This is a genomic window from Microcoleus sp. M2_D5 (genome assembly GCF_036701935.1).
Classification (GTDB): domain Bacteria; phylum Cyanobacteriota; class Cyanobacteriia; order Cyanobacteriales; family Microcoleaceae; genus Microcoleus.
This window is the reverse complement of the sequence record NZ_JAUBRP010000052.1, coordinates 16,725-39,483: the sequence shown is the minus strand read 5'-3', so window position 1 is coordinate 39,483 and position 22,759 is coordinate 16,725. Positions and strand designations below refer to the sequence as shown.

The window sequence follows — 22,759 nt, the reverse complement described above, 5'->3', positions numbered from 1 at the left end:
ACTCACTCCTCAAAAGAATCATCCCCAAGCAATTCCAACAACTCATCCCAAGAACAACCAAAAGTTTCCTTAATACGGCTAACTGGGTCTATTTCTATTTTTGCCATTGGCTGCATAGCATAACGGCGAACGGTATTGTATGGGACGCCTGAACGCCTGCTTAGTTCGCTCAGGCTCCAGTTCCGCTCCTCGCTAAGCTCTTTTACTTTGATTTTTACTCTGTACATACTCATTAGCTTATGAGTATTTCAGTGTCAGAACTATAACTCTCGCATATACATATAGCAAGTTACATATTGAAATATACACGCTAGCGTCATAACATGAGTAATAAATCAAAAGCCAGCGCCTCTACCTACCAAGTGTCCGCGCTGGCTATTGCTCCCTTATGCAATGGAGACAAAACCCATTATGACCTATAAAGAGTGCCTGAAGCCTTGGGCGGTTGCCCGTTTGCTTCCCAATTTGCAGTGGGCGATTGTCGGGCGATACCGCAATCGATCGGACGCTGACGGACATCTTCTGTTGTGCCGCCAGCGAGTCCCCGACATCCGAGTGAAAGTTGTGTTTGCTTTGCCCGATCGCACTGATTTGACACCTCTGGGCCGATAACGGATCGCAGGAATCGGTTTTTTAGGCAGAACTTACGCCAGGGCCGACAAAGAAACCGGGTTTTTTACCTAATCTGCGGACTGCAGCAGAGGATTTTCGTAAAAAAACCCGGTTTCTGGTCACCCGTGCGTCCAGGACTATTAGTGAAACAGAAAACAGCCCTGCGTGAGGCTGTCTTCGATCGCACTATTGTATGTGCCACTGCTGGGCCTGCTACTTTTCCAACTGCCACTAATGCTGGGTTGACTGCCACAGAGGTGTAATTTATTACATTTCATGATGCGAAACGCTAAACTCAATAGTAGAGAAATTTTAGATTGAATGTAAAATCAACTTATATTAACCTAACTCAACTATCTCGGCGAGCCATCGGGGACATCTCTTTTGAGACACGAGGGGAAAGACTAAAGAATACAGCACAATCAGTTCTGGACGCTATTAGACTAAAGAAACCGGGTTGTTTACCCCGATTAAAAGTCTGCATGCAGTATTTTCGGCAAAAATCCGATTTCTAGGCGATCGTGCGTCAATCCTAGCTAAATACCTCAATCCTTTGTCCTTGCCGATCGGTGGCCAAACTTTACCTATCATATTCCATGTCAAACAAGTCGCCCTGCATCATGTTGGTTGATGACGAGCCAGCTAATCTTATTTTACTGGAAGAGTTATTGCACCTAAAAGGATACGCTACAGTATCAGCGCTATCTGGCCATGAAGCGCTCTCGCTTGCCCGCGCCTCTCGACCCGATTTAATTTTACTAGATATTATGATGCCGGAGATGGACGGTTTTGATGTGTGCGATATCCTACGGAAGGATACGGAATTGCAAACTGTACCGGTGATTTTTTTAACTGCCCTCGATGACGATATATCTCGCATCAAAGGGTTAGAAATGATGGCAGATGATTATTTGACAAAGCCTTTTAACAGTCGCTTGTTGCTGGCGAAAGTGGAAAATATTTTGCAGTTGAGTCAAATGCGATCGCAAGCAGTATCTTCCCAATTCCACCAGCAGGTAAAAGAGCAAAGCAAACGCCAAATCGCCGCAGCTTGGGAAGCCAACGAATATCTGTCAGAAAAATTTCAGCTATTTGTGCCAGAGCAACTTCTCGAACGAATTGCGCCGCAAGGAATAGAATCTATTCAGTTGGGCAATGCCACAGAAGAAGAGCTGACTGTTTTATTTTGCGACATTCGCGGGTTTACTGCGATCGCCGAATCTCAACAAGCTCGAAAGACTTTTGAATGGTTGAACGCTTTTTTTACTAAAATGAACGAGTGCATAACGTCTCACGGCGGGTTTATTGACAAATACCTAGGCGATGCAATCATGGCAGTATTTGACCAGCCCAATTCTCACGCCATGAATGCGATCGAAGCCGCAGTAGCAATGCAAGAAACCTTGCAAGAATTTAATGCCAGTCGCCACCAATACAATTTAGAATCTCCCGTCAATATTGGTACGGGAATTAACACAGGTATCGGCATGATCGGCACTTTAGGTTCCGATCGCCGCATGGACTCTACAGTCATCGGCGATGTGGTAAATACAGCTTCTCGGTTAGAAAATTTAACTAAAATATACGGCTGCCAAATTATTGTTAGCGAAAATGCCATTGTTCATGCGAGAGAATTTCTAAATGGCATAAGTTCCAACTCCCACTCAAAAGAAAGTCTATTATTAAAGTGCGACTTAGAAATGGAAACACAGGAGAGTATTATTTCTACTTCTGGGGCGACTGCTGCTGACAGCCATTTGCCCAGCAACAATTATTACTATCGCTGGATCGATCGAGTAACGCCGCGCGGCAAACAGCAAGCTATTGAAATCTACGAAATCTGGGCAGCCTCTTGTCCCGACTCTGAGGCAAAGCAGCTTACCCAGGGTTTATTTGACAAAGGAATTCAAGGATGGCAATCCGAAAGATTTGTCGCAGCCTTGGGATATTTTCAGCAACTAATCGAACAAAACCCTGCTGATACAGTCGTCAGTTTTTATATCAATCGCTGCCAGGAAAAACTAGGTTTTATACCTGTAAGTAAGCGCTCAGAAATCAACTAAATAGAACCAGTTCGTACTGAGGATTTCAGTCCTATTTCTTACGGCAAATACTAGCTCATAAAGATTTAACTTTTAGGGCGGGCGAGAAGCCAAAACCCTACTTCCCACAAGAGTTTAGAACTCTGGAAAAAGTCGCTAACTATCGTGAATTAAATAACTTACAAATTTAATTGTTATTGTGGGATGGGCTCTTATAGCCCATCCAAAAAGGACGGGCTATAAGAGCCCATCCCACTTTCAAGAGTGGAAGTTATTTAATTCTCATTCCTAACTATCGTGAATTGTATCTGCGTTGCGTCTGTGATTTCCCTATTACTGAAAGATTTATGCCATAAGTCTACTCTAATTTTAGACCATCAAACAGCGGTCAAAACTTGCTCTCTCAACTTTCCGATCAACTCATTCACCCCCCCCGTATTCAAACGGTAACTCAGAGGATGACCGATTAAATAAGCCGAACTTTCAAACAAAACATCAATTTCCACCAAACCATTTTCTCGCAAAGTTTTGCCAGTCGAAACCAAATCCACAATTGCCTCCGACATACCCGTAATCGGCCCCAATTCCACAGAACCGTAAAGCGGCACAATTTCCACCGGCAAATTCAAATTGTGAAAATATTCCCTCGCACAGTGTACGAACTTAGAAGCAACTCTACCGTGAGGAGGCAAATCCACAGTTCGTCGATAAGAACTAGATTCTTTCACCGCCACCGACAGCCGACACTTGCCAAATTTTAAATCAATTAAATTGGCAACTTTCGGTTTTTTTTCCCGCAAAACATCATAGCCAGCAATCCCCAAATCCGCTTGACCGTATTCCACATAAACTGGCACGTCGTGAGTCCTTACTAGCAAAGCTTTGGCAGTGCCGGTCGGGTCATAAATTTGAAGTTGTCGGTTAGAGGAATCGAGAAAAGCACTGAAGTCTAATCCAACCGATTTAAACAGCCGAATGCTATCTCCTAAAAGTCCGCCTTTGGGAAGTGCAACAGTAATCATGTCAATTTTTAGAGTGTAAATTGCTCGATTTGGGAAAGGGCCGATCGCGGTCTAAGCAGAAACAGCTTTTACCAAACTCAGAATAACACATAGAGCTCACAGCGAAAAATAAATTTCGGGTATTGCTCGCTCCTTTGTTTGGGTATATATTATATTTAGTAAGTTTTGATTGAGTCGCGTTTTTCAATGGCGGTCAGTATGGAAAACAATCAAGAGTTTGAGAGTCAACAAATTGACGGAAAATTTCACAGTGTAGACCCGGATTCCCTAAAAAAAATTACAGTAGATGAAATCCTCTCAGGCGGTGGTGTAGAAGCAGAGGAAATGCAATATACAGTGACCCTACCTACCGCTAACGATGCCAAAATCCACCGAGACCGATCGTTAGATGCCAAATCAAGTGTGTTCGATCGCGCCCCCCGATCGAAGTTTGCAGAAAAACGCGGAACGCTGGGAGGCTGTTAATGTAAAATGCTTGCAGAGGCTGGTGCAGAAAACGGGCCGATCGCCCGATCGCCATTGTGTCTCACGGCTTTGTATATTCAACTCTAAAACTTAAAATTGCACGGACGATCTGAAATAGCTGACAGCTACATTATGACCAAATTGACTCTGGTAATCGGCAACAAAAATTATTCCTCTTGGTCGCTGCGCGCTTGGCTGGCGATGAAACAAGCTGGACTGGAATTTGCCGAGGTGAGAATCCCCTTAGACTGGCCGACAACCCATGAGGAAATTCGGCGCTATTCTCCATCGGGAAAAGTGCCAGTTTTAATCGACGGCGACTTGAAAGTGTGGGAATCTTTAGCAATTTGCGAATACGTTGCAGAACGCTTTGCAAATGATTTGTGGCCGACAGATGTAGCCCAACGGGCGATCGCCCGTTCCATCTGCGCCGAAATGCACGCGGGTTTCCAAAATTTGCGCGACAATATGCCGATGGACTGCCGCAACCGCTATCCGGGAGAAGGGATGACTGCCGGTGTAGAAGCAGAGATCGATCGCATCTTTGCCATTTGGCGCGAATGCCGTCAAAAATTCGGAACAGGCGGCAATATGCTGTTCGGCAAATTCACAGTTGTTGACGCTATGTTTGCCCCCGTCGTCATGCGTTTTGTCACCTACGGAGTCAAATTAGATTCAGTAGCAAAAGCTTATGCGGATGCGATTTTTGCCTTGCCTGCCATCCAAGAATGGGTAGCAGCAGCTTACAGCGAAACGGAAAGTATTCCACACATGAAAATCTAGGAAAAATCAGTTTACTTAAACTCAAATCTCAAATTTGAAATTTGAAATCAGGATGCGGATTCTTTTAGTTGATGATGAAGTTGAGTTAACTGACCCTTTAAGTCGAGTTTTAAGCCGCGAAGGTTATACAGTTGATGTGGCATTTGACGGAGAAACTGGCAGCAATTTAGCCATGCAGGGCAATTACGATTTGCTAATTTTGGATTGGATGCTACCGAGACAAACTGGACTGGCAATTTGCCAGAAATTGCGATCGCAAGGACGGAACACGCCAGTGCTATTTCTCACCGCCAAAGATACCGTAGACGATCGCGTACAAGGACTCGACGCCGGTGCAGACGACTATTTAGTCAAACCTTTTGAACTGCGAGAACTGCTAGCCAGAGTCCGCGCCTTGCTGCGGCGGCCTCCTACTTTTGATGCGGAGGTTGCTGTCGGGCGGCTGCAAGTTGCAGATTTACAGCTAGACTACGACAATCAATTAGCTTATCGGGGCGATCGTACAATTGACTTATCAGAAAAAGAATGTCAGTTATTAGAATACTTAATGCGCCATCCCGGTCAATTGCTAACACACGAACAAATCCACCAATTTTTGTGGAGTGAAGCAGAAAAACCCAGCAGCAATGTATTAGCCGCTCAAATTCGCCTGCTGCGGCGCAAAATAGAAGCCCCCGGCGAATCTGTACTAATTCACACAGTCTACGGCAGAGGCTATCGCTTTGGAGAAGCAAATTAAAAATAATAGAAATTGTACAAAATTCCTTCTTCGACGTTGCTAATTTACAGTATGAACGACTTAATCTGCCAAATAATGAAACAAGCGAGTCAGTCAATCTTTTGAATTTTGAAGTTGTCCATTTTTATACCCTGATTAAGCAACGCCCCTTCTTCCATCCGTTACATCCCGTACATTGCTCGTTGCCGAACTTCCTTCTGCTATATTATCTATTATCGGGAAAGTGTGCACCCTAAACCGCCCTTACATATCTTGACAAACTAAAGTAATTACTGTCACCTCCGGGGGACAAAATAGCCTTCCCGGCGAATATGTTCCCAAACCCCGATTCACGTACAGCAAATTACTCCCAACCTGATGCAAACCGCTAGCCCATTCCCAGTGAGTAACTACTCGATCGCAAGCCGACACAAAAGGAATGAACTTTCGGATTCGTTTAGGAATCAAATACCCAATTTTTCTGACCCAAGCGTACAAAGGGCCGATACCGGGAATAACGATTTGACCGCCGTGAGTGTGCCCAGAAAACTGCAAATCAATCCGCCAATTTTGCAGATTTTCAGCAGTATCAGGATTGTGAGACAAGACAATCCGAGAAATCGCGGGATTTATGGATGCCATGACAGGTTTAGGCGCAAAATCCCCCGACCAAAAATCAGCCAACCCAACTAAAGCCAATTCTGACCCCAAAGGATAGATTGCTTCGTTGTACAAAACCCGAATCCCGACGCTATTTAAAGCATTAGCAACCTCTGTTTTTGCCCCCGGCCAATAGTGGTCGTGATTGCCCAAAACCGCGTAAATTCCCACCCGACTTTGCAAGTTTTTCAATCGCTGCACTAAGTCGTAAATAGGTGCGGGATCGTAGCTAATAAAGTCACCGGTTAAAAAAATCATGTCTGGTTCAGCTTCATTTGCCGCAGCAATCGCCTTTTCTAGCAACCATTCCGACAGTCGCACCCCGTCATAGTGAAAGTCAGTAAGCTGTACAATTTTAGTACCAGATAGATTTACTGGAAGATTGGCTATCGGTATTGTTAAATGCTCTACTCGCAGTTTCCCAGTTAATAACCTGTGCATAAATCTAAAGTTTATTGATGACAGAGCGCCACCTATAGCTTAGCAAATAAATAAGCAAGACTGCAAAACTAGATATTCTTCCCTTTTCCTTCTGTTCTCTGACTAATTACTACAGTCCGGGACGCAAAAAGTCGGATTTACTCAAGAGAATGGAAACAGAAATATCCAATCTTCAGTTAGGCTTTATTGCAAAATTGTTTGGGTTTTACGCCCCCAACTACTACAGCATTTTTATCAAAAAATGACAAGCGAAATCCCCATCGCATCGGCTTACCACGCGGGGATTGCCCCTACCAAACACTATCTCATCACTAATGATTTATTACTAAGGATCCCGAATTAAATAACTTATAATTTTAATTGTTATTGTGGGATGGGCCTGAAAGCCCGTCCAAAAAGGATGTGCGGGACGCCCATCCCACTTTCAAGAGTAGAAGTTATTTAATTCTCATTCCTAAGTAAATGGAAATAAACATGGCGTAGGGGAGGCAGAGTTTTGCATTAATAATAAACTGGCGGCTAGTATAGATCATTGCCTTACCCGCCCCTAATATTTTTTATTTTTTGTCGAGTCTGCCTACTTTTTAACTAATCACTTTTGACGAATGCCGCTTCTTCTCAATATATTGCTGGTGGTAATCCTCTGCCATATAAAATTCAGCAGCAGGTTTGATTTCGGTGGCAATATCTTTGTCGTATTTACCGGAAATTTGCAATTTTTGTTTGGAGAGGCGCGCGGCTTTTTCTTGTTCCCAATTGTGATAAAAAATCACCGACCTGTACTGTTCGCCTCTGTCGGGGCCTTGACGATTGATTTGGGTAGGATCGTGACAGTTCCAGAATACATCTAGCAGTGTTTCGTAACTCACCTGCGATCGATCGTACTCTACCAGCACAGCTTCAGCGTGACCGGTCACTCTGGCGCAAACATCCAGGTAGCAAGGATTCGACCAGTGACCTCCTGTATAGCCCGCAGCCGTCGAGACGACACCCGCAACGGCGCGAAACTTGTGTTCAACTCCCCAAAAACAACCGGCGGCAAATGTGGCTTTTTCCATCGTGTTACTCATCGTATTGGGTTCAAACTTGCCAATAAATTATGGTTGACATATTCCCATAAGTGTGCATTCCCAAACTAATCGCGGCTGTACGTAGTTTAGCAAATATTGCCGCGCTTTTTCCAAGGGTTCTAAGGGCGATCGACTAATTCCCCCTGCCAAAAATTGCTGCCAGTAACAGTGTTGTAAATAATCGATCAACCACAACTGAGATTCAGTATCTAAAGTTTTATCAATTTCCTTTGCCAATTCCAAAGCAGACCGCAGATTTTGAGGCAACTGCGTCACCTTTTGCAGCAAATCATCGGGTATTGATTGCAGTTGCTGCCAAATAGCAATTGCCTCCCCAGGACTGCCCTGAGCCATCCCCAGTACCTCGGAACGATCCAAAATCTGCGCGAATCCGGCTTGCTGCAAAACTTGTGCCATTGCTTCGGGATTCAGTCGAGAAAACGAAATTTTTTGACAACGCGAAATTAAAGTGGGCAGCAAAGCTTCCACAGTCGGAGCAATTAAGATTAGAGCTGATTTTCCCGGTTCTTCCAATGTCTTCAACAAGCCGTTAGCTGCTCCCTCACCCATTGTTTCTGCTTGTTCCAAAACTACAACTGAACGCGCAGCTTCTAGCGGCTGTCTGCTGAGAAATTCACCGATTTCTCTAACTTGTTCTAAGCGAATTTGTGGTGGTGCTTTCCGCTTTAAACCGGCTTCCTCTGCTTCCTTTGGCGTAAGCCGTTTGCCTTGGTTCATATAAGTTGGTTCCACCCAAAGTAAGTCTGGATGATTTCGCTGTCGCACGCGATTTTGCACGGAGGCTATTAGTCTGGTTTCGGGAATATTGGCTGAGAATAAAAGCTCGATGAAACACTGAGCAGCTAAACTTTTGCCGATGCCGTTAGAACCGACAAATAAATAACCAGGAGCAATTCGGTTTCGCTCGACTGCTTGAGTTAGCAATTCTACTGCTCGCTCTTGTCCGATTAATGATGTAAAATAATTCATGTGACAGTTGACAGTTGACAGTTGACAGAAGGAAGTTGACAGAAGGAAGTTGACAGAAGGAAGTTATGGTAGGGTGCGTCAGGGGCGCTGAATGTAATGACTACCTCTTCAATAATTTTGCCCCGCTACCCTATGGTTAGTTAGTTACAACTGAAATCTTGCACCATTCTCAACAAGCTGTAGGGGCGGGTTCACTCTTGAGCCTCGGAAAGTAGCAGACAGGTTAAAAAACCCGCCCCCACCCCACCCAAAAGCCCCAATTGACATTGCTGCAAGATGTCAGTTACAACGAAGAAACCGGGTTTTTCCTCTACCTTGAGGATTTTTAGCAAATATTTCGTAAAAAACCCGGTTTCTGGCTATCTATGTAAGCTTACTTTTCAGAATTGGTATTATTTAAATATCCCCAACCTTCTAAACGACGAGTTACAATAGCTTGAATTTCCTGAGCGACTTCATATTCAGGCCGATCGGCATTTATGCGAACAATTCGAGATTTATTTGCCTCCGCTAACTCCGCAAAACCTTGCTGTACAAGGCGGTGAAACTTCAAATCAGCTTGCTCGATCCGATCGCACCCTCCGCGAGCCCTTACCCTCGCCAAACCCTCCTCCACATCAATATCCAGCCACAAAGTCAGATCGCTTTCCAAGCCGCAGGTGGCAATCTCATTCAACTGCTTAATTAAATTTAAATTAAGACCGCGGCCGTAGCCCTGATAAGCGATCGTAGAATCAGTAAAACGATCGCATAAAACAATAGTTCCCTTAGATAACTCGGGTTTGAGAAAAGTTTCAACGTGTTGAGCGCGATCGGCCGCGTACATGAGCAATTCTGCTCGATCGGATACAGATTCGCCCCCATCTTGTTTCAGCAGCAAATGTCGCAGTCCCCTTCCCAGCTCAGTACCCCCCGGTTCGCGAGTAGCCACCAACGGGACTCTCAGAAAGCAACTTGCTTGCAGAAACTGTATCAACCGCTGCATTTGCGTAGTTTTACCCGCACCTTCAACCCCCTCAAACACGATAAGTTTGCCTTTCATTGCCCTAACTTTCCACCTGAATAAAATAAATCCATATTGTTCTGTGCATCTGTTCTAGGTTCGGTATGATAATAAAGTCTAAATGCCTCACGGCTGGAGTTGTCTATGGCTCGCTATACTGGTTTTTTTATCGTTGCCGTTCCGATCGACCGTCTCCGTCAATCCCTGATTGAAATTTTAGAGTCATGCAATCTTGATATTATCTACAATACAGGAGATTCCGTCATGGCTCGCGAGCTTCCCGGTCAAGTTTCCATTGCCAAACTTGTCACCGCAGAAGTCCTAATTGAGAAAAACACGGCCAGCGACTCAGAGGTTCGCATGAACTTCGTGATTAAAAACGAAGAACTGCCCCTGCAAACCAACAACCACTGCCGTCAAATGTTCGAGCTAGTGAGTCGTTCAATTATGAACAACAATAACTGGCGACTTTTGGAAAGTATGGCACTCTAGCCATCAGTCAGTCAATTTGAGGTGTGAGATTTTCGATTGACTCTACAGATGAATCAGGGGCTTCCAACTAACGTCGAAACTTCTTGGCTTTCGACTCCTGGTGTGAGGGGTTTGTCACCCTCTTGGGATGAGGTCATCAGTCATTAGTTTCTAGCTAATGACTGATGGCCTCCGACTTTTATATGCAATCCCTAAACTTAAGCTCGAAATCCCCGGCGCAAAAACAAAGAATTTGTCACCACGCTAACAGAACTAAACGCCATAAATGCTCCAGCCGCCGCAGGACTGAGTAGAATTCCGGTTGCAGGCAGCAAGATACCCGCGGCTACCGGAATTCCCAGAGTATTGTAACCAAAAGCCCAAAATAAATTTTGGCGAATCTTGTTGAAAGTAGCGCGCCCCAGCTCTATCGACTCAACAACATCCATCAAAGCATTTCGCATCAGCACAATTTGAGCAGTTTCAACTGCCACATCAGTGCCGCAGTGCAAACCGATACCGACATCAGCTTGAGCCAAAGCCGGCGCATCATTGATACCATCCCCCACCACAGCCACTTTACAGCCTCGGGCTTGCAAAAGTGCGATCGCCCGAGCCTTCCCCTCCGGCCGCACCCCGGCCAAAACATCAGCCGCCGGCAAACCTAGCTGCTGCGCCGTCACCGCCGCCGCCGACGGCGTATCCCCCGTCAGCATCATCACCCGCAATCCCATGCCCCGCAAACGTTCCACCGTCGCCTTAGCATCCGGCCTCAGACTATCTTTTAGCCCGATTACCCCCAGCAAAACGCCCCCAGAAGCCACGTAAACCGCCGTTTTGCCTTGCAAAGACCCCGACAATTGCGCCGCCACAGCGACCCCCTGCTCCTTCATCCACTCGACATTCCCCGCGAACACCCGCCGGCCCTCCACCAAAGCAGAAACCCCGAAGCCCGGTTCCGTGCAGAAATCCTCAGCAGCTAGCAGCGGCAAACCTTGCTGTTGAGCTTCCAGCAAAATCGCTGCGGCGATGGGATGACAAGCGCCCCTTTCCACCGCCGCCGCAATTTGCAGCAGTTTTGAGTCAATTGTGGAACAGGCATCTTGCCTGTTACCAGAAACCCCATCAATTGTGGAACAGGCATCTTGCCTGTTACCAGAAACCCCATCAATTGTGGAACAGGCATCTTGCCTGTTCCCAGAAACCCCATCAATTGTGGAACAAACATCTTGCCTGTTCCCAGAAACCCCATCAATTGTGGAACAGGCATCTTGCCTGTTACCAGAAACCCCATCAATTGTGGAACAGGCATCTTGCCTGTTGCCAGAAACCCCATCAATTGTGGAACAGGCATCTTGCCTGTTCCCAGAAACCCCATCAATTGTGGAACAGGCATCTTGCCTGTTTCCAACATTAATATCTGACTTCAAATCCCACTCAGAATTCTGGAAAATCGGCAAATAATCTGTGAGTGTGAGATTTCCGGTTGTCAGAGTACCAGTCTTGTCAAAAACCACCGTATCTAATTGATGCACCCGTTCTAAAACATCACCACCGCGAATTAAAAGTCCGCGCTCCGCCCCGATGCCAGAACCGACTAAAATTGCAGTTGGGGTAGCCAATCCCAAAGCGCAAGGACAAGCAATAACTAAAACTGCGATCGCCAATTTCAAACTTAACAGCAAAGGCGATTGATAATGGATAATAGGCAATTCATTTCCCATATTCATTACTCCGTGTCCCATATCCATTGCCCCGTGTCCTAAAAGCACAGAAGGCCAAATATGAGTGCCGGCAAAATACCAAAATAGGAAAGTTAAAATCGATATCCCCATCACCCCATACACAAAATATCCCGCCACAGTATCAGCTAAATTTTGAATCGGCGCTTTGCGAGTTTGGGCTGCCTGCACCAAAGCCACCATTTGAGCTACAGTTGTTTCCTTACCGGTGCGAGTTGCGCGCATCACAACTGCCCCGGATTTATTGATAGTTCCCGCCGCAACAGTATCTCCTGGTTGCTTCAAAACCGGCATCGATTCGCCAGTCAGCATCGACTCATCTACGGTTGTTTTGCCTTGGCAGACTTCACCGTCTACCGGAATTTTTTCCCCCGGCAAAACTTGCAGCCATTCTCCCACTCGGACGCGATCGGCTGGAATTTCAATGTATTGTGGATTGTAGACTTCTGATGTCGAGTTTAAAGGCAATTCTTGAGAGTCCAAATCTAAACTCGAAAGTTTAAAATCTACTAAGCGGGCTTTCGCCGGCTGCAATGCCATTAAAGCTTGCAAAGCTGATGCAGCGCGCCGTCTGGCTTGCTGTTCTAGAGTTTTGCCCAACAAAATAAAGCCCAGCAGCATCACCGGTTCGTCAAAAAAGCACTCCCATCCCATCCGTGGAAACAGCAGCGCCGCGTTGCTAGCGGTGTAAGCTGTCACAGCGCCTAAAGCTACCAAAGTATTCATGTTGGGTGCATTTCGCCACAAACTGCGGCACCCGTCAACGATAATCGGGCGGCCCGGTAGCAGCAAAGCTAGGGTGGCGAGTCCCCAGTGAAACCAGATATTGGTGAGAATTGGGGCTTTTGTGCCGAGTACGTGACCTAAACCGGATAGAATAATTAAGATTAGGGCGATCGTCAATTGCTTGATTTGCTGTCGAATTTCTTGCTGTCGCCGTTCAATTGTTGCCGCTTCTGCTTCCCGCTGATTTTCACCTAAACGAAACTGAGAGGGAAATCCATTATCAGTCAACTTTTTCGCTAAAGCTTCTGCATCGACAGCCCCCGGTTGACACTCAACCGTCGCGACTTCTACGGCCAAGTTAACGCAAGCGGAAATTACGCCTGAATACTGCATGAGTTGGCGTTCCACCGCTTTAGCGCAGCCGGCACATTTCATCCCGCCGACATCGAAAGTAACAAGTTCAGGCGGTGATTCGTTAACTGGTAGGATTTCTGGTTGAATTTCAGGGATTGTTTTGGGGAAAAATTGCATGGTTTTTTTTGGTATTGATTAGAATATTTGGGTAGTTCTGAAAGTGTTTAATGCAGTGTTGAGACAAATGTCTATATTTTTATCATAGATAAATTTGGTGGCATCTTCCCAAAGTGTTAGTTTTTTTTAATTCTTATTAGTTCCAGGCGGTTAAATCCTTATTCATGCGGGGTTTTCAGCCACTACTGGAATGCGGCTTTAATGCTAAAACACGCTTGGGACACGGCATTGCCGTTTCCATATTTGATATAATGAGCCAATTGCCTAGTTAGTATCCAGCTTTTATTTGACGAATTTAGCTATGACAGAAACACCACAATTTTATATTGTCAAACGTCCTGCCGGTAATTGCGAAATTTTGCCGTTGGCGCAACTAGAACAACAAAACCCCAGTATTATTGAAAAGTGGGGCCCTTACGATTCGCCGGAAGATGCCATCGCCCGCCGCATCGGATTAATTCGCGCCGGCAAATGCCAACCAACCAAATTTTAGATTTTAGATTTTAGATTTTAGATTGAAGATAAGAAGGACTAAAGTCCTCACTACAAACCTGGTTCGTAGTGAGGACTTTAGTCCTTCTTTACTGAAGTTTTTGTGACTAAAAACTACTTGGATTTAGCCGGTGCCGCACTCGGTTTTGCCTGCGCCGCAGCCGACTTAGGTGGCGCAGCATTGGGTTTCGCCTCAGCCTTATTGTTCCCTGTTTTACCAGTAACTTGCTTTGTCAAAACTTCCATAGCTTTCGCGTATTGCGGATCTGCCGTCGTAGCAATTTTATCGCGATCGCGCCTCAATTCCTGTTTTTGAGCCTCGGTGAGTTCTACCTTAAAATCCGGTTCAATCCCGGCTTTGTTGATATCAGTGCCGTTGGGAGTAAAATACTTGGCAATTGTCACCGCCAAACCGGCACCATTTCCCACGCCTCGTACTGACTGAACTAAACCTTTACCAAATGTCTTTGTTCCCACCAAAACCGCGCGTTTGTTGTCTTGCAAAGCACCGGATAGAATCTCGCTAGCACTTGCTGAACCGCCGTCTACCAGTATAACTAACGGTTTGTCTGTGATCGCTCCCTTATTTGCCGTTTGTTTATCGGCCTCACCGACTCGATCGACCGTCGAGACGATCGTACCTTCTTTGAGCCACATCCGAGCAATTTCAATACTTCCGTACAGCAACCCGCCGGGATTGGAACGCAAGTCTAAAATATAGCCCGTCACTTTTTTCTGTTCCAAATCCTTAATTGCCGATCGCATTTCCGATGCAGCATTCGCACTGAACTGATTTAAGCGAATATAGCCGACTTCTCCGATGGGAGTTTTCTGCACTGACTTCCGCACGGGATGAATTTCTATTTTAGCGCGTTTCAGCTTAAATTCTAATTCCTTGCTTCCCCGCAAAATAGTCAGCGTCACTTCAGTATTCACCTGACCGCGAATCAAACTTACTGCTTGATTCGTATCCATGCCTTCGGTACTCTTGCCGTCAATCTTAGTAATGATATCTTTTGCCAGAATACCAGCACTAAAAGCAGGGGTATCTTCGATCGGCGAAATCACCACCAACTTCTTAGTTTCCTCATCTTGAGTCAACTGAATCCCAACCCCTGTCAGTTCCCCAGAAGTTTCAACCTGCATATTTCTGAACTCTTGAGGGTCCATAAACCGCGTATAAGGATCATCCAGCTTCTTTAGCATTTCCCGAATTGCTTTGTAAGCTTCGTCGTCGCTGGTATAAGTCCGGTTCAAATAATCATTCCGCACCGCTTTCCAGTCAACCTGGTTAAAAGTGCCATCTACATAACTTTTGTCAATAATCTGCCAAACTTCATCAACTAACTCTTTAGGGCTTCCCCTAAAAGAAGCCAGAGATTTAGAACTGCAACCAGTGTTCGCAAGAGTTACGGCCGTGAGTACAACCGCTGCTGCACTTAGAACAAGCCCTCGTTTTGTTATAACCATTTGTGTGACGCGCGGGAGGAAAAGAGTTCAGAATAATTACGCTCAATCTAACACAGGCAAGGCCGGCTCGCGTTTGGCGTACAGATATTATTCCACTTTGCCGAGTTCTGCGGTGTCAACTTAAGACTGAAACCCTCTATCTCTCTCGTTTGTATCAAAGTCTCGATCCCCCTAAATCCCCCTTAAGAAGGGGGACTTTGAGCGTTATTGTCCCCCCTTAACAAGGACTTTGAGCGCTCTTGTCCCCCCCTTGCTAAGGGGGGTTAGGGGGGATCTCCGGGTTTAAAAACACGCATTAGGGGCGATCGAGAGCAATTAAGGATCGACCCAGCGATCGTCCGATTTAATCAAATCAATCAATTCTGCCACGCCTCGGTCTTCCGGCACTTTCTTAATTTCTTCCCGGCCCCGGTACAGCGAAATATAACCCGGTTGCTTCCCGACGTAGCCGTAATCAGCATCAGCCATTTCTCCCGGGCCATTGACAATACAGCCCATTACTGCTATGTCCAAACCGGTGAGATGCTTGGTCGCCTCTCTCACTTTGTGTAACACTTCCTCTAAATTAAACAAAGTGCGACCGCAGGAAGGACAAGCGACATACTCAACCATCGTTTTCCGCAGTCCCAAGGCTTGCAGAATGCTGTAGCAGACGGGAATCTCCTTTTCTGGGGCCTCTGTCAGCGAGACGCGGATGGTGTCGCCGATGCCGTCAGCTAACAAAGGTGCTAGGCCTGCGGTGGATTTGATGCGGCCGTATTCGCCGTCTCCTGCTTCCGTGACGCCCAAATGCAGCGGGTAATCCATGCCGAGTTCGTCCATCCGGTGCACCATCAAGCGGTAAGCAGCCACCATCACGGGCGCGCGGGAGGCTTTCAGGGAAATTACAATATTTCGGAAGTCTAGGGATTCGCAAATTTTGATGAATTCCAGGGCCGATTCCACCATGCCTTCGGGCGTGTCGCCGTAGGTAAACAGCATCCGTTCGGCGAGGGAACCGTGATTGACGCCGATTCGCAAAGCTTTGCCTTGGTCGCGCAGGGAAATCACCAAAGGTTCCAGGGTTTCGCGGATTTTTTCGCCAATTTCGGCGAATTCGGCGTCTGTGTATTCGCTTCTGTCGGCTTTCGGCTTCTCGAACACGTACAGTCCGGGATTGATTCTCACTTTGTCTACGTGTTTCGCCACTTCGAGGGCAATTTTCATGCCGTTGTGGTGGACATCGGCGACGAGGGGCACGGGTTGGTAGGTGGCGTGCAGTTTTTGCTTGATTTCGGCTAATGCTTTGGCGTGGGCCATGCTGGGCACGGTGACGCGGACGATTTCGCAGCCAATCTCGTGCAAGCGCCGTATTCCTGCGACTGAACCGTCGATGTCGAGGGTGTCTTCGTTAATCATCGATTGTACGACGACGGGGTTGCCGCCGCCGATCGTCACGCTACCGACTTTGACGGGCCGAGTTTTGCGGCGTTTGATGGTGGTGTCGAAAATCGGTTCGGTGGTGGGGGTTTTAGTTGGATTTGGTAGAGTTTGCATAAGTGATTGCTGGTGTTCTGTTACCAAGCTCTATAAAATTCTGTTTCCTATTTTTCAGGTTGCCATAGAAAGGGTCTATTTGGACAATGAGGTTTTGGGATTTAGGATTTGGGATAGAAGTACGATCGAACTTGTAACTCACATTATGTAGTTTTGGGCGATCGCGCGATCGATTTTTTAGTCTTAAAATTTAACATTCCGGGCGGGCAAGATGCCCATTCCACAGATGAATCCGGGGGCTTGTTTAACGGTTGAGAAATTTTAGGTACAATTTAAAATTATTGTGGGCGATCGCCGACAAGCAAAATTATCTAAATAGTTTGGAGTCTTAAACACTTATGCCAGATGAAACGATTTGGATTGTGACTGCCGATACTTCGGACGAGTCGCCTGATGCACCTGATGATGAGGGTGCGAAGAATGGGGGACATATAGGCTTGGACTGGAGTGATGCTTGGGACGCGCAGCCAAATCAGACGACCCCAAAGCAGGCCGCAAAAGCGGTTGATAGCTTGCGACTTCACAATGTCAGTATCAAGAAATTAGAAAAAGAATTGGTTGACTTCATGCAAACGGTAGATCAAATGTTCAGCCGTGCGGATGCGGAAGCTGACATGAAAGCGATCGAGTTATCTGAAATTGAGTTATCCGTTGCAATTAACGCCGAGGGTTCTTTCAGTTTAGTCGGCCTGGGAGCTAAAGTTGCAGATACCAGAACTGTATTGTTGAGATTTAAACGGAAGTCTTAAGGTGAGATGGGAAAAAATTTAGCCATATCAATTGGCATCAATGCCTATGATTTCCTAACTCCGCTGAAATATGCCAAGCGGGATGCAGAGTTAATGCGTGATTTTTTTCGCGTTCGGGGGGGGTTTGAGAAAGTTTTTTTATTCTCAGATGACTCGCCTGATATTAAAGGTAAACCAACTCGTCCTTCTTTTATCAATCTGAAACGACTTTTGAGGACGATGTTTGAAAAACCTTTTATGGGGGATGGAGATAACTTTTGGTTTTTCTTCAGCGGTCACGGAATGCCCCATAACGGCTCTGATTATTTGATGCCGTGCGATGGCGATCCGGGAGATATTGAGAATACCGCAATTCCGATTAATTTTGTGACTGAACGCCTGCGCCGCTGCGGTGCTGATAATGTTATTTTGATTCTGGATGCGTGTCGAGATCAAGGGAGTAAATCGGGAGAAGGAATCGGCAATCAAGCCACTGAAGTTGCGCGACAAAAGGGAGTTATTACCTTTTTTTCTTGCAGTCCTAATGAATTGTCCTATGAAATCGAAGATTTACAGCAGGGTATTTTCACAAAAGCACTGATTGAGGGGTTGGGCGTTCAAGGTAAATGTGCAACTGTTGAGCGATTGGATCATTATTTGAACTCACGAGTTCCTGAACTGATCCGGCAATACAAAAGCCAAAAAGTGCGACAAACACCTTACGTTATTGCAGAGCCTATCGCGAAGTCGCACTTAATTATTTGCCCACAATATGCAACTTTATATGATGTTGCTAAAATGAAAGTTGATGCTTATTATGCGGAAGTAAACCAAAATTTTGAGCTGGCAGAACAGTGGTGGATTCGCGTATTAGCAGCATCTCCGGGCGATATAGATGCTATTAAGGGAATTAAAAGAATTGTTGTGTTAAGGAGAGAAAATGAGGTATCGTCTCAAGATAATTCTGTTAGTGGCAGCCTTGAAAAGGGAGCGCAATCTCCATTGTCTTCAAAATCTATACCTGTAGCAAACACTACTCGTACTGAGGCTGATATTCCTCTCAAATCTGAGCGGGGACTAGACTACACAAATCTGCGCGATTTACTCGCTGCCCGAAGGTGGAAAGAAGCGGATAGGGAAACGCTGAGACTGATTTTGAAGGCGGCGGGTAGGGAGGAAGAAGGATTGCTGGACACAAAAAGTATTGAAAAATTTCCCTGCGATGAATTAAGTACCATTGACCAACTTTGGGTAAAGTATTCTAACGGTAACTTCGGCTTTAGCGTGCAGAAACGCATTTATCAAAGTCTAGGGGGAACCACTCAACATGATGAGGCAATATGGGAGACGTTTGGCGATACGGTGGGCTGGCGAAAAAACGGCAAATGGCTGTACTACGACGACCTCACTTTCTCAGAGAAGAATACAGCGCCAGGACATCTTCCTGTGTCTGTTCTGGGCGGAAATATATTTAGTAGTATAGAGTATTGGCGGTTTTTCTGGTGTAGTGAGTTGTGTTGGTGGTTTTGTTGGTTGGAGTGAGTGTCTCTTCTCTAGCGTCGAAAACAGTTAGTAAAGTTTAATATTTGATATCGAATGAACTTTCAAATTATCGGAAACATTACTAATATTGAAACAATAGCAGTTGGCAACTCAATTCGGGAAGTGGAACGTTTGCAGAAAAATTATGGTAATGGACGTTGGAGAAAACTCAAAGGAATTGCAACAATTATCCTTACTGATGGTACAGCCTGCGAAGCTGAGCTACATTGGTACGAAGCACACGGCATTGGAAAAAAAGAAATCAAAATCAAATACATTTTATAGGAGGAGTCATGAATCCCCATAACTTAGAAACACAATTTGTAGTTTGCATTAACAATCAAGACTATCAAGCATCCTTGGAAGTGCGAAAAATCTATCGAATCATACCCGATAATCGCGCTGCGGAACATCAATTTATCCGAGTTATTGATGAATCAGGCGAAGATTATTTGTATCCAGTCGCGTATTTCGTGCCGATCGCATTGCCGAAAGCCGTAGAAGCAGTATTTGCATAGGATAAATTCCGAATGAACTCTGTAGAAAAATGCCCAATTTGCGGCGGTGAAATAGTTATCAAAGAAGTCGATAAACTTTTACGGGGCGGCAAGCATACTGCTATCTTAAAAGTATCCGCTGAAGTTTGCCTAAGCTGTGGAGAACGGTTGTACTCTGTGGAAACAGTTAGGAAGTTTGCCAAAATTAGACAGCAATTGCAGCGAGAAGAGACTCAAGAATTTCAAGCGATGGGGCAATCTTTTCGAGTTGGATAAGTTATACGATAAAACCAATGAAAAACCTAACTCAATTAACCCAGCTTGAATTAGTGCTGCTGGAATTAGTAGCTAAAGGTCAAGGAAAGTGGAGTTGGTACGAACTTGCGAATGCACTTTCCCGTCGAGATGTACCGCGAGAACCTGACATGATGGTTGTCTTAAAAAAACTCGCTGCTGATGGCTTGGTTAAACGATATTTAGAAACTAATTCGCCTCGCGACAGATGGGAATTGACAACTGAGGGGACGATTTTGTTGACAGAGTTAACTGCTTCTGAACTGACTACTTTATGCAAATATGTTGAAGTTTAACTTAGAAACACAATTTGTAGTTTGCATTAACAATCAAGACTATCAAGCATCTTTAGAAGTACGAAAAATCTACCAAATAATACCAGATAATCGCGCTGCGGAACATCAATTTATCCGAGTTATTGATGAATCAGGCGAAGATTATTTGTATCCAGTAGCGTATTTTGTGCCGATCGCATTGCCGAAAGCCGTAGCAGCCGTATTTGCATAGATTGCACCCGGCGGTTGAAATCGATCGTCGATCACGCACAAACAAAGTTTGCCTCCGCAGACAAGCTAAATCGAGGAGGCATTTAAGCGACATTCGATATCACAGCAAATCCTGCTTTAATATCGGGTTGATTCTTCAGTCCCCCTCTGCTAGGACTTCGTTTGACAAGAAACAATTTCAATCGCCGATCGCCTAAAATCAAAAATCAGCTACAATAAAAAATTAAAAAGCAATCAAAAAACATCGCCATGAGCGTAATTGCAGCCAAATGGACGATCGCCCAATACCACCAAATGATATCTGCAGGCATCTTGGAACATCGGCGCGTAGAGTTGCTAAAAGGAGAAATTGTAGAAATGTCGCCGGAAGGAGAAGCCCACGCCTATTTTAGCAGCGAAGCAGGAGCATATCTGATCCGGCTGTTAGGCGATCGCGCTACAATCCGACCGGCAAAACCAATTACCCTTCCCAACAACTCGGAACCAGAACCAGATATTGCGATCGTACAGCCCTTGGGCCGCACATACCTCGAACATCACCCCTATCCAGAAAATATTTTTTGGCTGATTGAATACTCTGATTCCACTCTCATCAAAGACTTGGAGACGAAAACGAAAATCTATGCTGAAGTCGGAATCCCCGAATACTGGGTAGTTAACCTCAAAAACAGACAGTTGGTCGTATTTCGAGACCCCCAAGACGGAGATTACGCTTCCAAATTTACGCTAACAGGTGGAACAGTTAACCCGATCGCGTTTCCCGATGTAATTATATCCGTAAGTGCGATCATCAGCAATTAAGGCAATTCTCCTGTGATTTAAAGCAGGTTTGATAGAGGTAGAGCGAGATTTGCCGTTGGGTGGGAGCGGGTTTATGAGATTATGGGTCAAAGGCACAGATTGTTTGTAAAACTCGCCCCTACGAGAATTCATCCCGCCGCCGAATCCAACCACCCAATCAAATCCTCTTGACTCCTAAAATCCAACAAAGCTTCTCCCAAATCATCTAACTGTTCCCCAGATAACCCCTGGATGCGAGTTTGAACTTCCTGTGTTACCTCACCCACCCGCCGTAACAGTAGACGCATAATTAATCCTATTTCCCCTTCAATTTTACCCCTTTCGATTCCCTGTTCAATTCCCTGTTCGATTCCTTGTTGTATTCCCTGTTCGAGCCCCTGTTGTAGACCAATTTCTATCCCTTTCATCACAGACCCAATTTGGTCTTGGATAAACATTTCTCGCTTGTCTACATCATTCAATTCGTCTAGTGTCAAATTTGCTCTGTTGGCAATTTCCAGCGCGGTATTAATCTCTTCAACAGACCCCAATTTATCTGGTACTGCTTCTAAAGAGGGCGCGTTTTTCATAAAGTAAATCCATTTTTCCGGCAGATTTTCTAGTTCATTCAATTCTTTTTTGAATTTCGGCAACTCGACAAACACTAACTTTAACTCGCAGTTGGGATAGACGAATTTCTCTTCGGTTTCTGTGAACTCAAAATTAGAAATTAGTTTTTCGGTGTTTTCAAATAAGATAAAGTCGGTGATGGTTAAAGCAATGACCGGATTTAACTTTAAATAACCTTCTCCGGCTTTGAGTTGAGTAGAATAGGTTTTGGCTGCATTGTACACTACCCGTTTTTCAAAGGCAGCGACGTTGAGTACCTGCATTTCCACAATCACGGTTTTGTTGCCGGTAATCTTTGCTTTGACATCCAGGTAAGAGTCTTTCAATCCTGTAACGCTTCCGGCTGAATAAGGGTCAATGATTTCTATTTCTTGGATGGTTGGTTCTCCGTTATACAGCATTGCATTTAGGAAGCTGATGAGAATTTCTGGATGTTCGGAAGAAGCGAATATTTTTTTGAATGCAAAGTCTGTTTTGGGGCTAATGAAACGCATATATTTTATAGGAGTTTTTTTTATTAACCGCAGAGGGCGCTGAGGACACAGAGGAGGAGAAAAGAGAGGAAGATGGATATTGGCTAATATTGGAAGGGTTGGGTTTTGTTGTCTCAACCCAACCTGTTATCTGAATGCTTTTATCAGCCTGTGGCTTCAGTAGTAGTTGCAGGTGACATAACTAGCTTTCCAGTTATATCCATTGTTGCTAGCTTCAGCACTTCATTGAAAGCTAAACCCCGAATTTTGAGTTCCCACCGAATGCCTTTTGCTTTCATTCGCTTGGCTTTCCGCATATCGACATCAGCAGCTTTTTGATGCAAGAGCAAATGTTTCATTGCTGCTGTGGCTTCTACTTTTGTGGGAAATGCAATATAGGTGATAAATCCGCCGTCCCAGTGATTGGCGTTGCGGACGCTGCTGATAGTCGCAACTCTCGGACTAAAGCGGTTCCAGTAAAAGTCGCTGTAGCCGATCGACTCTGTTTTAACTTGGAGTTTGTTTGCCATTTGAC

Annotated in this window: 26 protein-coding genes; 15 read left to right on the top strand and 11 right to left on the bottom strand. The window is 45.3% G+C overall.

The annotated features are described in order from the left end of the window. Positions 1-2 precede the first annotated feature (2 nt). Positions 3-233, bottom strand: coding sequence for a helix-turn-helix transcriptional regulator (locus QUA50_RS20380; RefSeq protein ID WP_333266326.1), 231 nt, complete (start codon positions 231-233; stop codon positions 3-5). 178 nt (positions 234-411) lie between these two features. Between QUA50_RS20380 and QUA50_RS20375 the strand changes: the two genes are divergently transcribed. Together QUA50_RS20375 and QUA50_RS20370 are read left to right on the top strand one after the other, a co-directional pair. Continuing rightward, positions 412-612 (top strand): hypothetical protein, encoded by a 201-nt coding sequence (locus QUA50_RS20375; RefSeq protein ID WP_333266323.1) that lies wholly within the window; start codon positions 412-414, stop codon positions 610-612. Positions 613-1,208: 596 nt separating this feature from the next. After that, positions 1,209-2,675: a response regulator gene (locus QUA50_RS20370; protein WP_333053119.1), complete on the top strand. Its 1,467-nt coding sequence runs from the start codon at positions 1,209-1,211 to the stop codon at positions 2,673-2,675. Between the two features lie 356 nt (positions 2,676-3,031). Here QUA50_RS20370 and hisG read toward each other — a convergent pair whose 3' ends face one another. Continuing rightward, positions 3,032-3,676 (bottom strand): ATP phosphoribosyltransferase, encoded by a 645-nt coding sequence (hisG, locus tag QUA50_RS20365; protein WP_333266321.1) that lies wholly within the window; start codon positions 3,674-3,676, stop codon positions 3,032-3,034. 198 nt (positions 3,677-3,874) lie between these two features. Between hisG and QUA50_RS20360 the strand changes: the two genes are divergently transcribed. From QUA50_RS20360 to rppA, 3 genes are all read left to right on the top strand, one after another. After that, positions 3,875-4,141 carry a hypothetical protein gene (locus QUA50_RS20360; RefSeq protein ID WP_333266319.1) on the top strand — a complete coding sequence of 89 codons (267 nt, stop codon included), beginning with the start codon at positions 3,875-3,877 and terminating at the stop codon, positions 4,139-4,141. A gap of 96 nt (positions 4,142-4,237) precedes the next feature. Next, positions 4,238-4,924, top strand: coding sequence for a glutathione S-transferase family protein (locus QUA50_RS20355; protein WP_333299488.1), 687 nt, complete (start codon positions 4,238-4,240; stop codon positions 4,922-4,924). 52 nt (positions 4,925-4,976) lie between these two features. Next, positions 4,977-5,663: a two-component system response regulator RppA gene (gene rppA, locus QUA50_RS20350; protein ID WP_333266316.1), complete on the top strand. Its 687-nt coding sequence runs from the start codon at positions 4,977-4,979 to the stop codon at positions 5,661-5,663. A 243-nt stretch (positions 5,664-5,906) separates the two neighbouring features. Here the strand turns inward: rppA and QUA50_RS20345 are convergent, their stop codons facing one another. The 4 genes from QUA50_RS20345 to tmk form a co-directional block, all read right to left on the bottom strand. Then, a complete protein-coding gene (locus QUA50_RS20345; RefSeq protein WP_333266314.1) occupies positions 5,907-6,743 on the bottom strand; it encodes a metallophosphoesterase in 837 nt (278 codons plus the stop codon). A gap of 584 nt (positions 6,744-7,327) precedes the next feature. Then, complete coding sequence (gene msrA, locus QUA50_RS20340) at positions 7,328-7,813, bottom strand: peptide-methionine (S)-S-oxide reductase MsrA (protein ID WP_445243181.1); 486 nt, start codon at positions 7,811-7,813, stop codon at positions 7,328-7,330. A 27-nt stretch (positions 7,814-7,840) separates the two neighbouring features. Beyond that, on the bottom strand, positions 7,841-8,803 hold the full coding sequence (locus QUA50_RS20335) for a DNA polymerase III subunit delta' (protein ID WP_333266312.1): 963 nt from the start codon (positions 8,801-8,803) through the stop codon (positions 7,841-7,843). Between the two features lie 373 nt (positions 8,804-9,176). After that, positions 9,177-9,845 carry a dTMP kinase gene (gene tmk, locus QUA50_RS20330; RefSeq protein WP_333266310.1) on the bottom strand — a complete coding sequence of 223 codons (669 nt, stop codon included), beginning with the start codon at positions 9,843-9,845 and terminating at the stop codon, positions 9,177-9,179. A gap of 105 nt (positions 9,846-9,950) precedes the next feature. On the opposite strand from tmk, the gene QUA50_RS20325 reads away from it, so the two are divergent. Then, positions 9,951-10,298, top strand: a complete 348-nt coding sequence (locus QUA50_RS20325; RefSeq protein WP_190659999.1) for a hypothetical protein — start codon at positions 9,951-9,953, stop codon at positions 10,296-10,298. Positions 10,299-10,495: 197 nt separating this feature from the next. Here the strand turns inward: QUA50_RS20325 and QUA50_RS20320 are convergent, their stop codons facing one another. Next, positions 10,496-13,276: a heavy metal translocating P-type ATPase gene (locus tag QUA50_RS20320; protein ID WP_333392319.1), complete on the bottom strand. Its 2,781-nt coding sequence runs from the start codon at positions 13,274-13,276 to the stop codon at positions 10,496-10,498. Between the two features lie 301 nt (positions 13,277-13,577). On the opposite strand from QUA50_RS20320, the gene QUA50_RS20315 reads away from it, so the two are divergent. Further along, the gene (locus tag QUA50_RS20315; RefSeq protein ID WP_333266304.1) at positions 13,578-13,769 is read left to right on the top strand and encodes a DDE transposase family protein; all 192 of its coding nucleotides are present in this window, start codon (positions 13,578-13,580) and stop codon (positions 13,767-13,769) included. A gap of 113 nt (positions 13,770-13,882) precedes the next feature. Here QUA50_RS20315 and ctpC read toward each other — a convergent pair whose 3' ends face one another. Further along, entirely contained in the window at positions 13,883-15,238 is a 1,356-nt protein-coding gene (gene ctpC, locus QUA50_RS20310; protein ID WP_333266302.1) for a carboxyl-terminal processing protease CtpC, read from the bottom strand. Positions 15,239-15,553: 315 nt separating this feature from the next. Next, positions 15,554-16,774 (bottom strand): (E)-4-hydroxy-3-methylbut-2-enyl-diphosphate synthase, encoded by a 1,221-nt coding sequence (gene ispG, locus QUA50_RS20305; RefSeq protein ID WP_333266300.1) that lies wholly within the window; start codon positions 16,772-16,774, stop codon positions 15,554-15,556. 338 nt (positions 16,775-17,112) lie between these two features. Between ispG and QUA50_RS20300 the strand changes: the two genes are divergently transcribed. The 8 genes from QUA50_RS20300 to QUA50_RS20265 all read left to right on the top strand — a co-directional run bounded on the left by QUA50_RS20300 (position 17,113) and on the right by QUA50_RS20265 (position 21,142). Beyond that, positions 17,113-17,523, top strand: coding sequence for a Pepco domain-containing protein (locus QUA50_RS20300; RefSeq protein WP_333266298.1), 411 nt, complete (start codon positions 17,113-17,115; stop codon positions 17,521-17,523). A gap of 6 nt (positions 17,524-17,529) precedes the next feature. After that, complete coding sequence (locus QUA50_RS20295) at positions 17,530-19,044, top strand: GUN4 domain-containing protein (RefSeq protein ID WP_333266296.1); 1,515 nt, start codon at positions 17,530-17,532, stop codon at positions 19,042-19,044. 54 nt (positions 19,045-19,098) lie between these two features. Further along, positions 19,099-19,329, top strand: coding sequence for a hypothetical protein (locus QUA50_RS20290; protein ID WP_333266294.1), 231 nt, complete (start codon positions 19,099-19,101; stop codon positions 19,327-19,329). Between the two features lie 8 nt (positions 19,330-19,337). Further along, positions 19,338-19,562, top strand: coding sequence for a hypothetical protein (locus QUA50_RS20285; RefSeq protein WP_293157603.1), 225 nt, complete (start codon positions 19,338-19,340; stop codon positions 19,560-19,562). A gap of 12 nt (positions 19,563-19,574) precedes the next feature. Beyond that, the gene (locus QUA50_RS20280; RefSeq protein ID WP_333266291.1) at positions 19,575-19,817 is read left to right on the top strand and encodes a YgiT-type zinc finger protein; all 243 of its coding nucleotides are present in this window, start codon (positions 19,575-19,577) and stop codon (positions 19,815-19,817) included. A 17-nt stretch (positions 19,818-19,834) separates the two neighbouring features. Further along, entirely contained in the window at positions 19,835-20,131 is a 297-nt protein-coding gene (locus QUA50_RS20275) for a hypothetical protein (RefSeq protein ID WP_333266289.1), read from the top strand. Continuing rightward, the gene (locus QUA50_RS20270) at positions 20,118-20,342 is read left to right on the top strand and encodes a hypothetical protein (protein ID WP_333266287.1); all 225 of its coding nucleotides are present in this window, start codon (positions 20,118-20,120) and stop codon (positions 20,340-20,342) included. Before QUA50_RS20275 ends, QUA50_RS20270 begins: the two co-directional genes overlap by 14 nt. A 248-nt stretch (positions 20,343-20,590) precedes the next feature. Further along, positions 20,591-21,142 (top strand): Uma2 family endonuclease, encoded by a 552-nt coding sequence (locus QUA50_RS20265; protein ID WP_333266285.1) that lies wholly within the window; start codon positions 20,591-20,593, stop codon positions 21,140-21,142. Between the two features lie 128 nt (positions 21,143-21,270). Here QUA50_RS20265 and QUA50_RS20260 read toward each other — a convergent pair whose 3' ends face one another. Together QUA50_RS20260 and QUA50_RS20255 are read right to left on the bottom strand one after the other, a co-directional pair. Then, complete coding sequence (locus QUA50_RS20260; RefSeq protein WP_333266283.1) at positions 21,271-22,245, bottom strand: Rpn family recombination-promoting nuclease/putative transposase; 975 nt, start codon at positions 22,243-22,245, stop codon at positions 21,271-21,273. Positions 22,246-22,388: 143 nt separating this feature from the next. Beyond that, positions 22,389-22,754, bottom strand: a complete 366-nt coding sequence (locus tag QUA50_RS20255) for a hypothetical protein (RefSeq protein ID WP_333266281.1) — start codon at positions 22,752-22,754, stop codon at positions 22,389-22,391. Positions 22,755-22,759 lie beyond the last annotated feature (5 nt).

What these genes read in the sequence shown, in the direction of transcription:
- QUA50_RS20380 (WP_333266326.1), bottom strand. Translation starts at nt 233, where the DNA reads ATGAGTATGTACAGAGTAAAAATCAAAGTAAAAGAGCTTAGCGAGGAG.
- QUA50_RS20375 (WP_333266323.1), top strand. Translation starts at nt 412, where the DNA reads ATGACCTATAAAGAGTGCCTGAAGCCTTGGGCGGTTGCCCGTTTGCTT.
- QUA50_RS20370 (WP_333053119.1), top strand. Translation starts at nt 1,209, where the DNA reads ATGTCAAACAAGTCGCCCTGCATCATGTTGGTTGATGACGAGCCAGCT.
- hisG (WP_333266321.1), bottom strand. Translation starts at nt 3,676, where the DNA reads ATGATTACTGTTGCACTTCCCAAAGGCGGACTTTTAGGAGATAGCATT.
- QUA50_RS20360 (WP_333266319.1), top strand. Translation starts at nt 3,875, where the DNA reads ATGGAAAACAATCAAGAGTTTGAGAGTCAACAAATTGACGGAAAATTT.
- rppA (WP_333266316.1), top strand. Translation starts at nt 4,977, where the DNA reads ATGCGGATTCTTTTAGTTGATGATGAAGTTGAGTTAACTGACCCTTTA.
- QUA50_RS20345 (WP_333266314.1), bottom strand. Translation starts at nt 6,743, where the DNA reads ATGCACAGGTTATTAACTGGGAAACTGCGAGTAGAGCATTTAACAATA.
- msrA (WP_445243181.1), bottom strand. Translation starts at nt 7,813, where the DNA reads ATGAGTAACACGATGGAAAAAGCCACATTTGCCGCCGGTTGTTTTTGG.
- QUA50_RS20335 (WP_333266312.1), bottom strand. Translation starts at nt 8,803, where the DNA reads ATGAATTATTTTACATCATTAATCGGACAAGAGCGAGCAGTAGAATTG.
- tmk (WP_333266310.1), bottom strand. Translation starts at nt 9,845, where the DNA reads ATGAAAGGCAAACTTATCGTGTTTGAGGGGGTTGAAGGTGCGGGTAAA.
- QUA50_RS20325 (WP_190659999.1), top strand. Translation starts at nt 9,951, where the DNA reads ATGGCTCGCTATACTGGTTTTTTTATCGTTGCCGTTCCGATCGACCGT.
- QUA50_RS20320 (WP_333392319.1), bottom strand. Translation starts at nt 13,276, where the DNA reads ATGCAATTTTTCCCCAAAACAATCCCTGAAATTCAACCAGAAATCCTA.
- QUA50_RS20315 (WP_333266304.1), top strand. Translation starts at nt 13,578, where the DNA reads ATGACAGAAACACCACAATTTTATATTGTCAAACGTCCTGCCGGTAAT.
- ctpC (WP_333266302.1), bottom strand. Translation starts at nt 15,238, where the DNA reads ATGGTTATAACAAAACGAGGGCTTGTTCTAAGTGCAGCAGCGGTTGTA.
- ispG (WP_333266300.1), bottom strand. Translation starts at nt 16,774, where the DNA reads ATGCAAACTCTACCAAATCCAACTAAAACCCCCACCACCGAACCGATT.
- QUA50_RS20300 (WP_333266298.1), top strand. Translation starts at nt 17,113, where the DNA reads ATGCCAGATGAAACGATTTGGATTGTGACTGCCGATACTTCGGACGAG.
- QUA50_RS20295 (WP_333266296.1), top strand. Translation starts at nt 17,530, where the DNA reads ATGGGAAAAAATTTAGCCATATCAATTGGCATCAATGCCTATGATTTC.
- QUA50_RS20290 (WP_333266294.1), top strand. Translation starts at nt 19,099, where the DNA reads ATGAACTTTCAAATTATCGGAAACATTACTAATATTGAAACAATAGCA.
- QUA50_RS20285 (WP_293157603.1), top strand. Translation starts at nt 19,338, where the DNA reads ATGAATCCCCATAACTTAGAAACACAATTTGTAGTTTGCATTAACAAT.
- QUA50_RS20280 (WP_333266291.1), top strand. Translation starts at nt 19,575, where the DNA reads ATGAACTCTGTAGAAAAATGCCCAATTTGCGGCGGTGAAATAGTTATC.
- QUA50_RS20275 (WP_333266289.1), top strand. Translation starts at nt 19,835, where the DNA reads ATGAAAAACCTAACTCAATTAACCCAGCTTGAATTAGTGCTGCTGGAA.
- QUA50_RS20270 (WP_333266287.1), top strand. Translation starts at nt 20,118, where the DNA reads ATGTTGAAGTTTAACTTAGAAACACAATTTGTAGTTTGCATTAACAAT.
- QUA50_RS20265 (WP_333266285.1), top strand. Translation starts at nt 20,591, where the DNA reads ATGAGCGTAATTGCAGCCAAATGGACGATCGCCCAATACCACCAAATG.
- QUA50_RS20260 (WP_333266283.1), bottom strand. Translation starts at nt 22,245, where the DNA reads ATGCGTTTCATTAGCCCCAAAACAGACTTTGCATTCAAAAAAATATTC.
- QUA50_RS20255 (WP_333266281.1), bottom strand. Translation starts at nt 22,754, where the DNA reads ATGGCAAACAAACTCCAAGTTAAAACAGAGTCGATCGGCTACAGCGAC.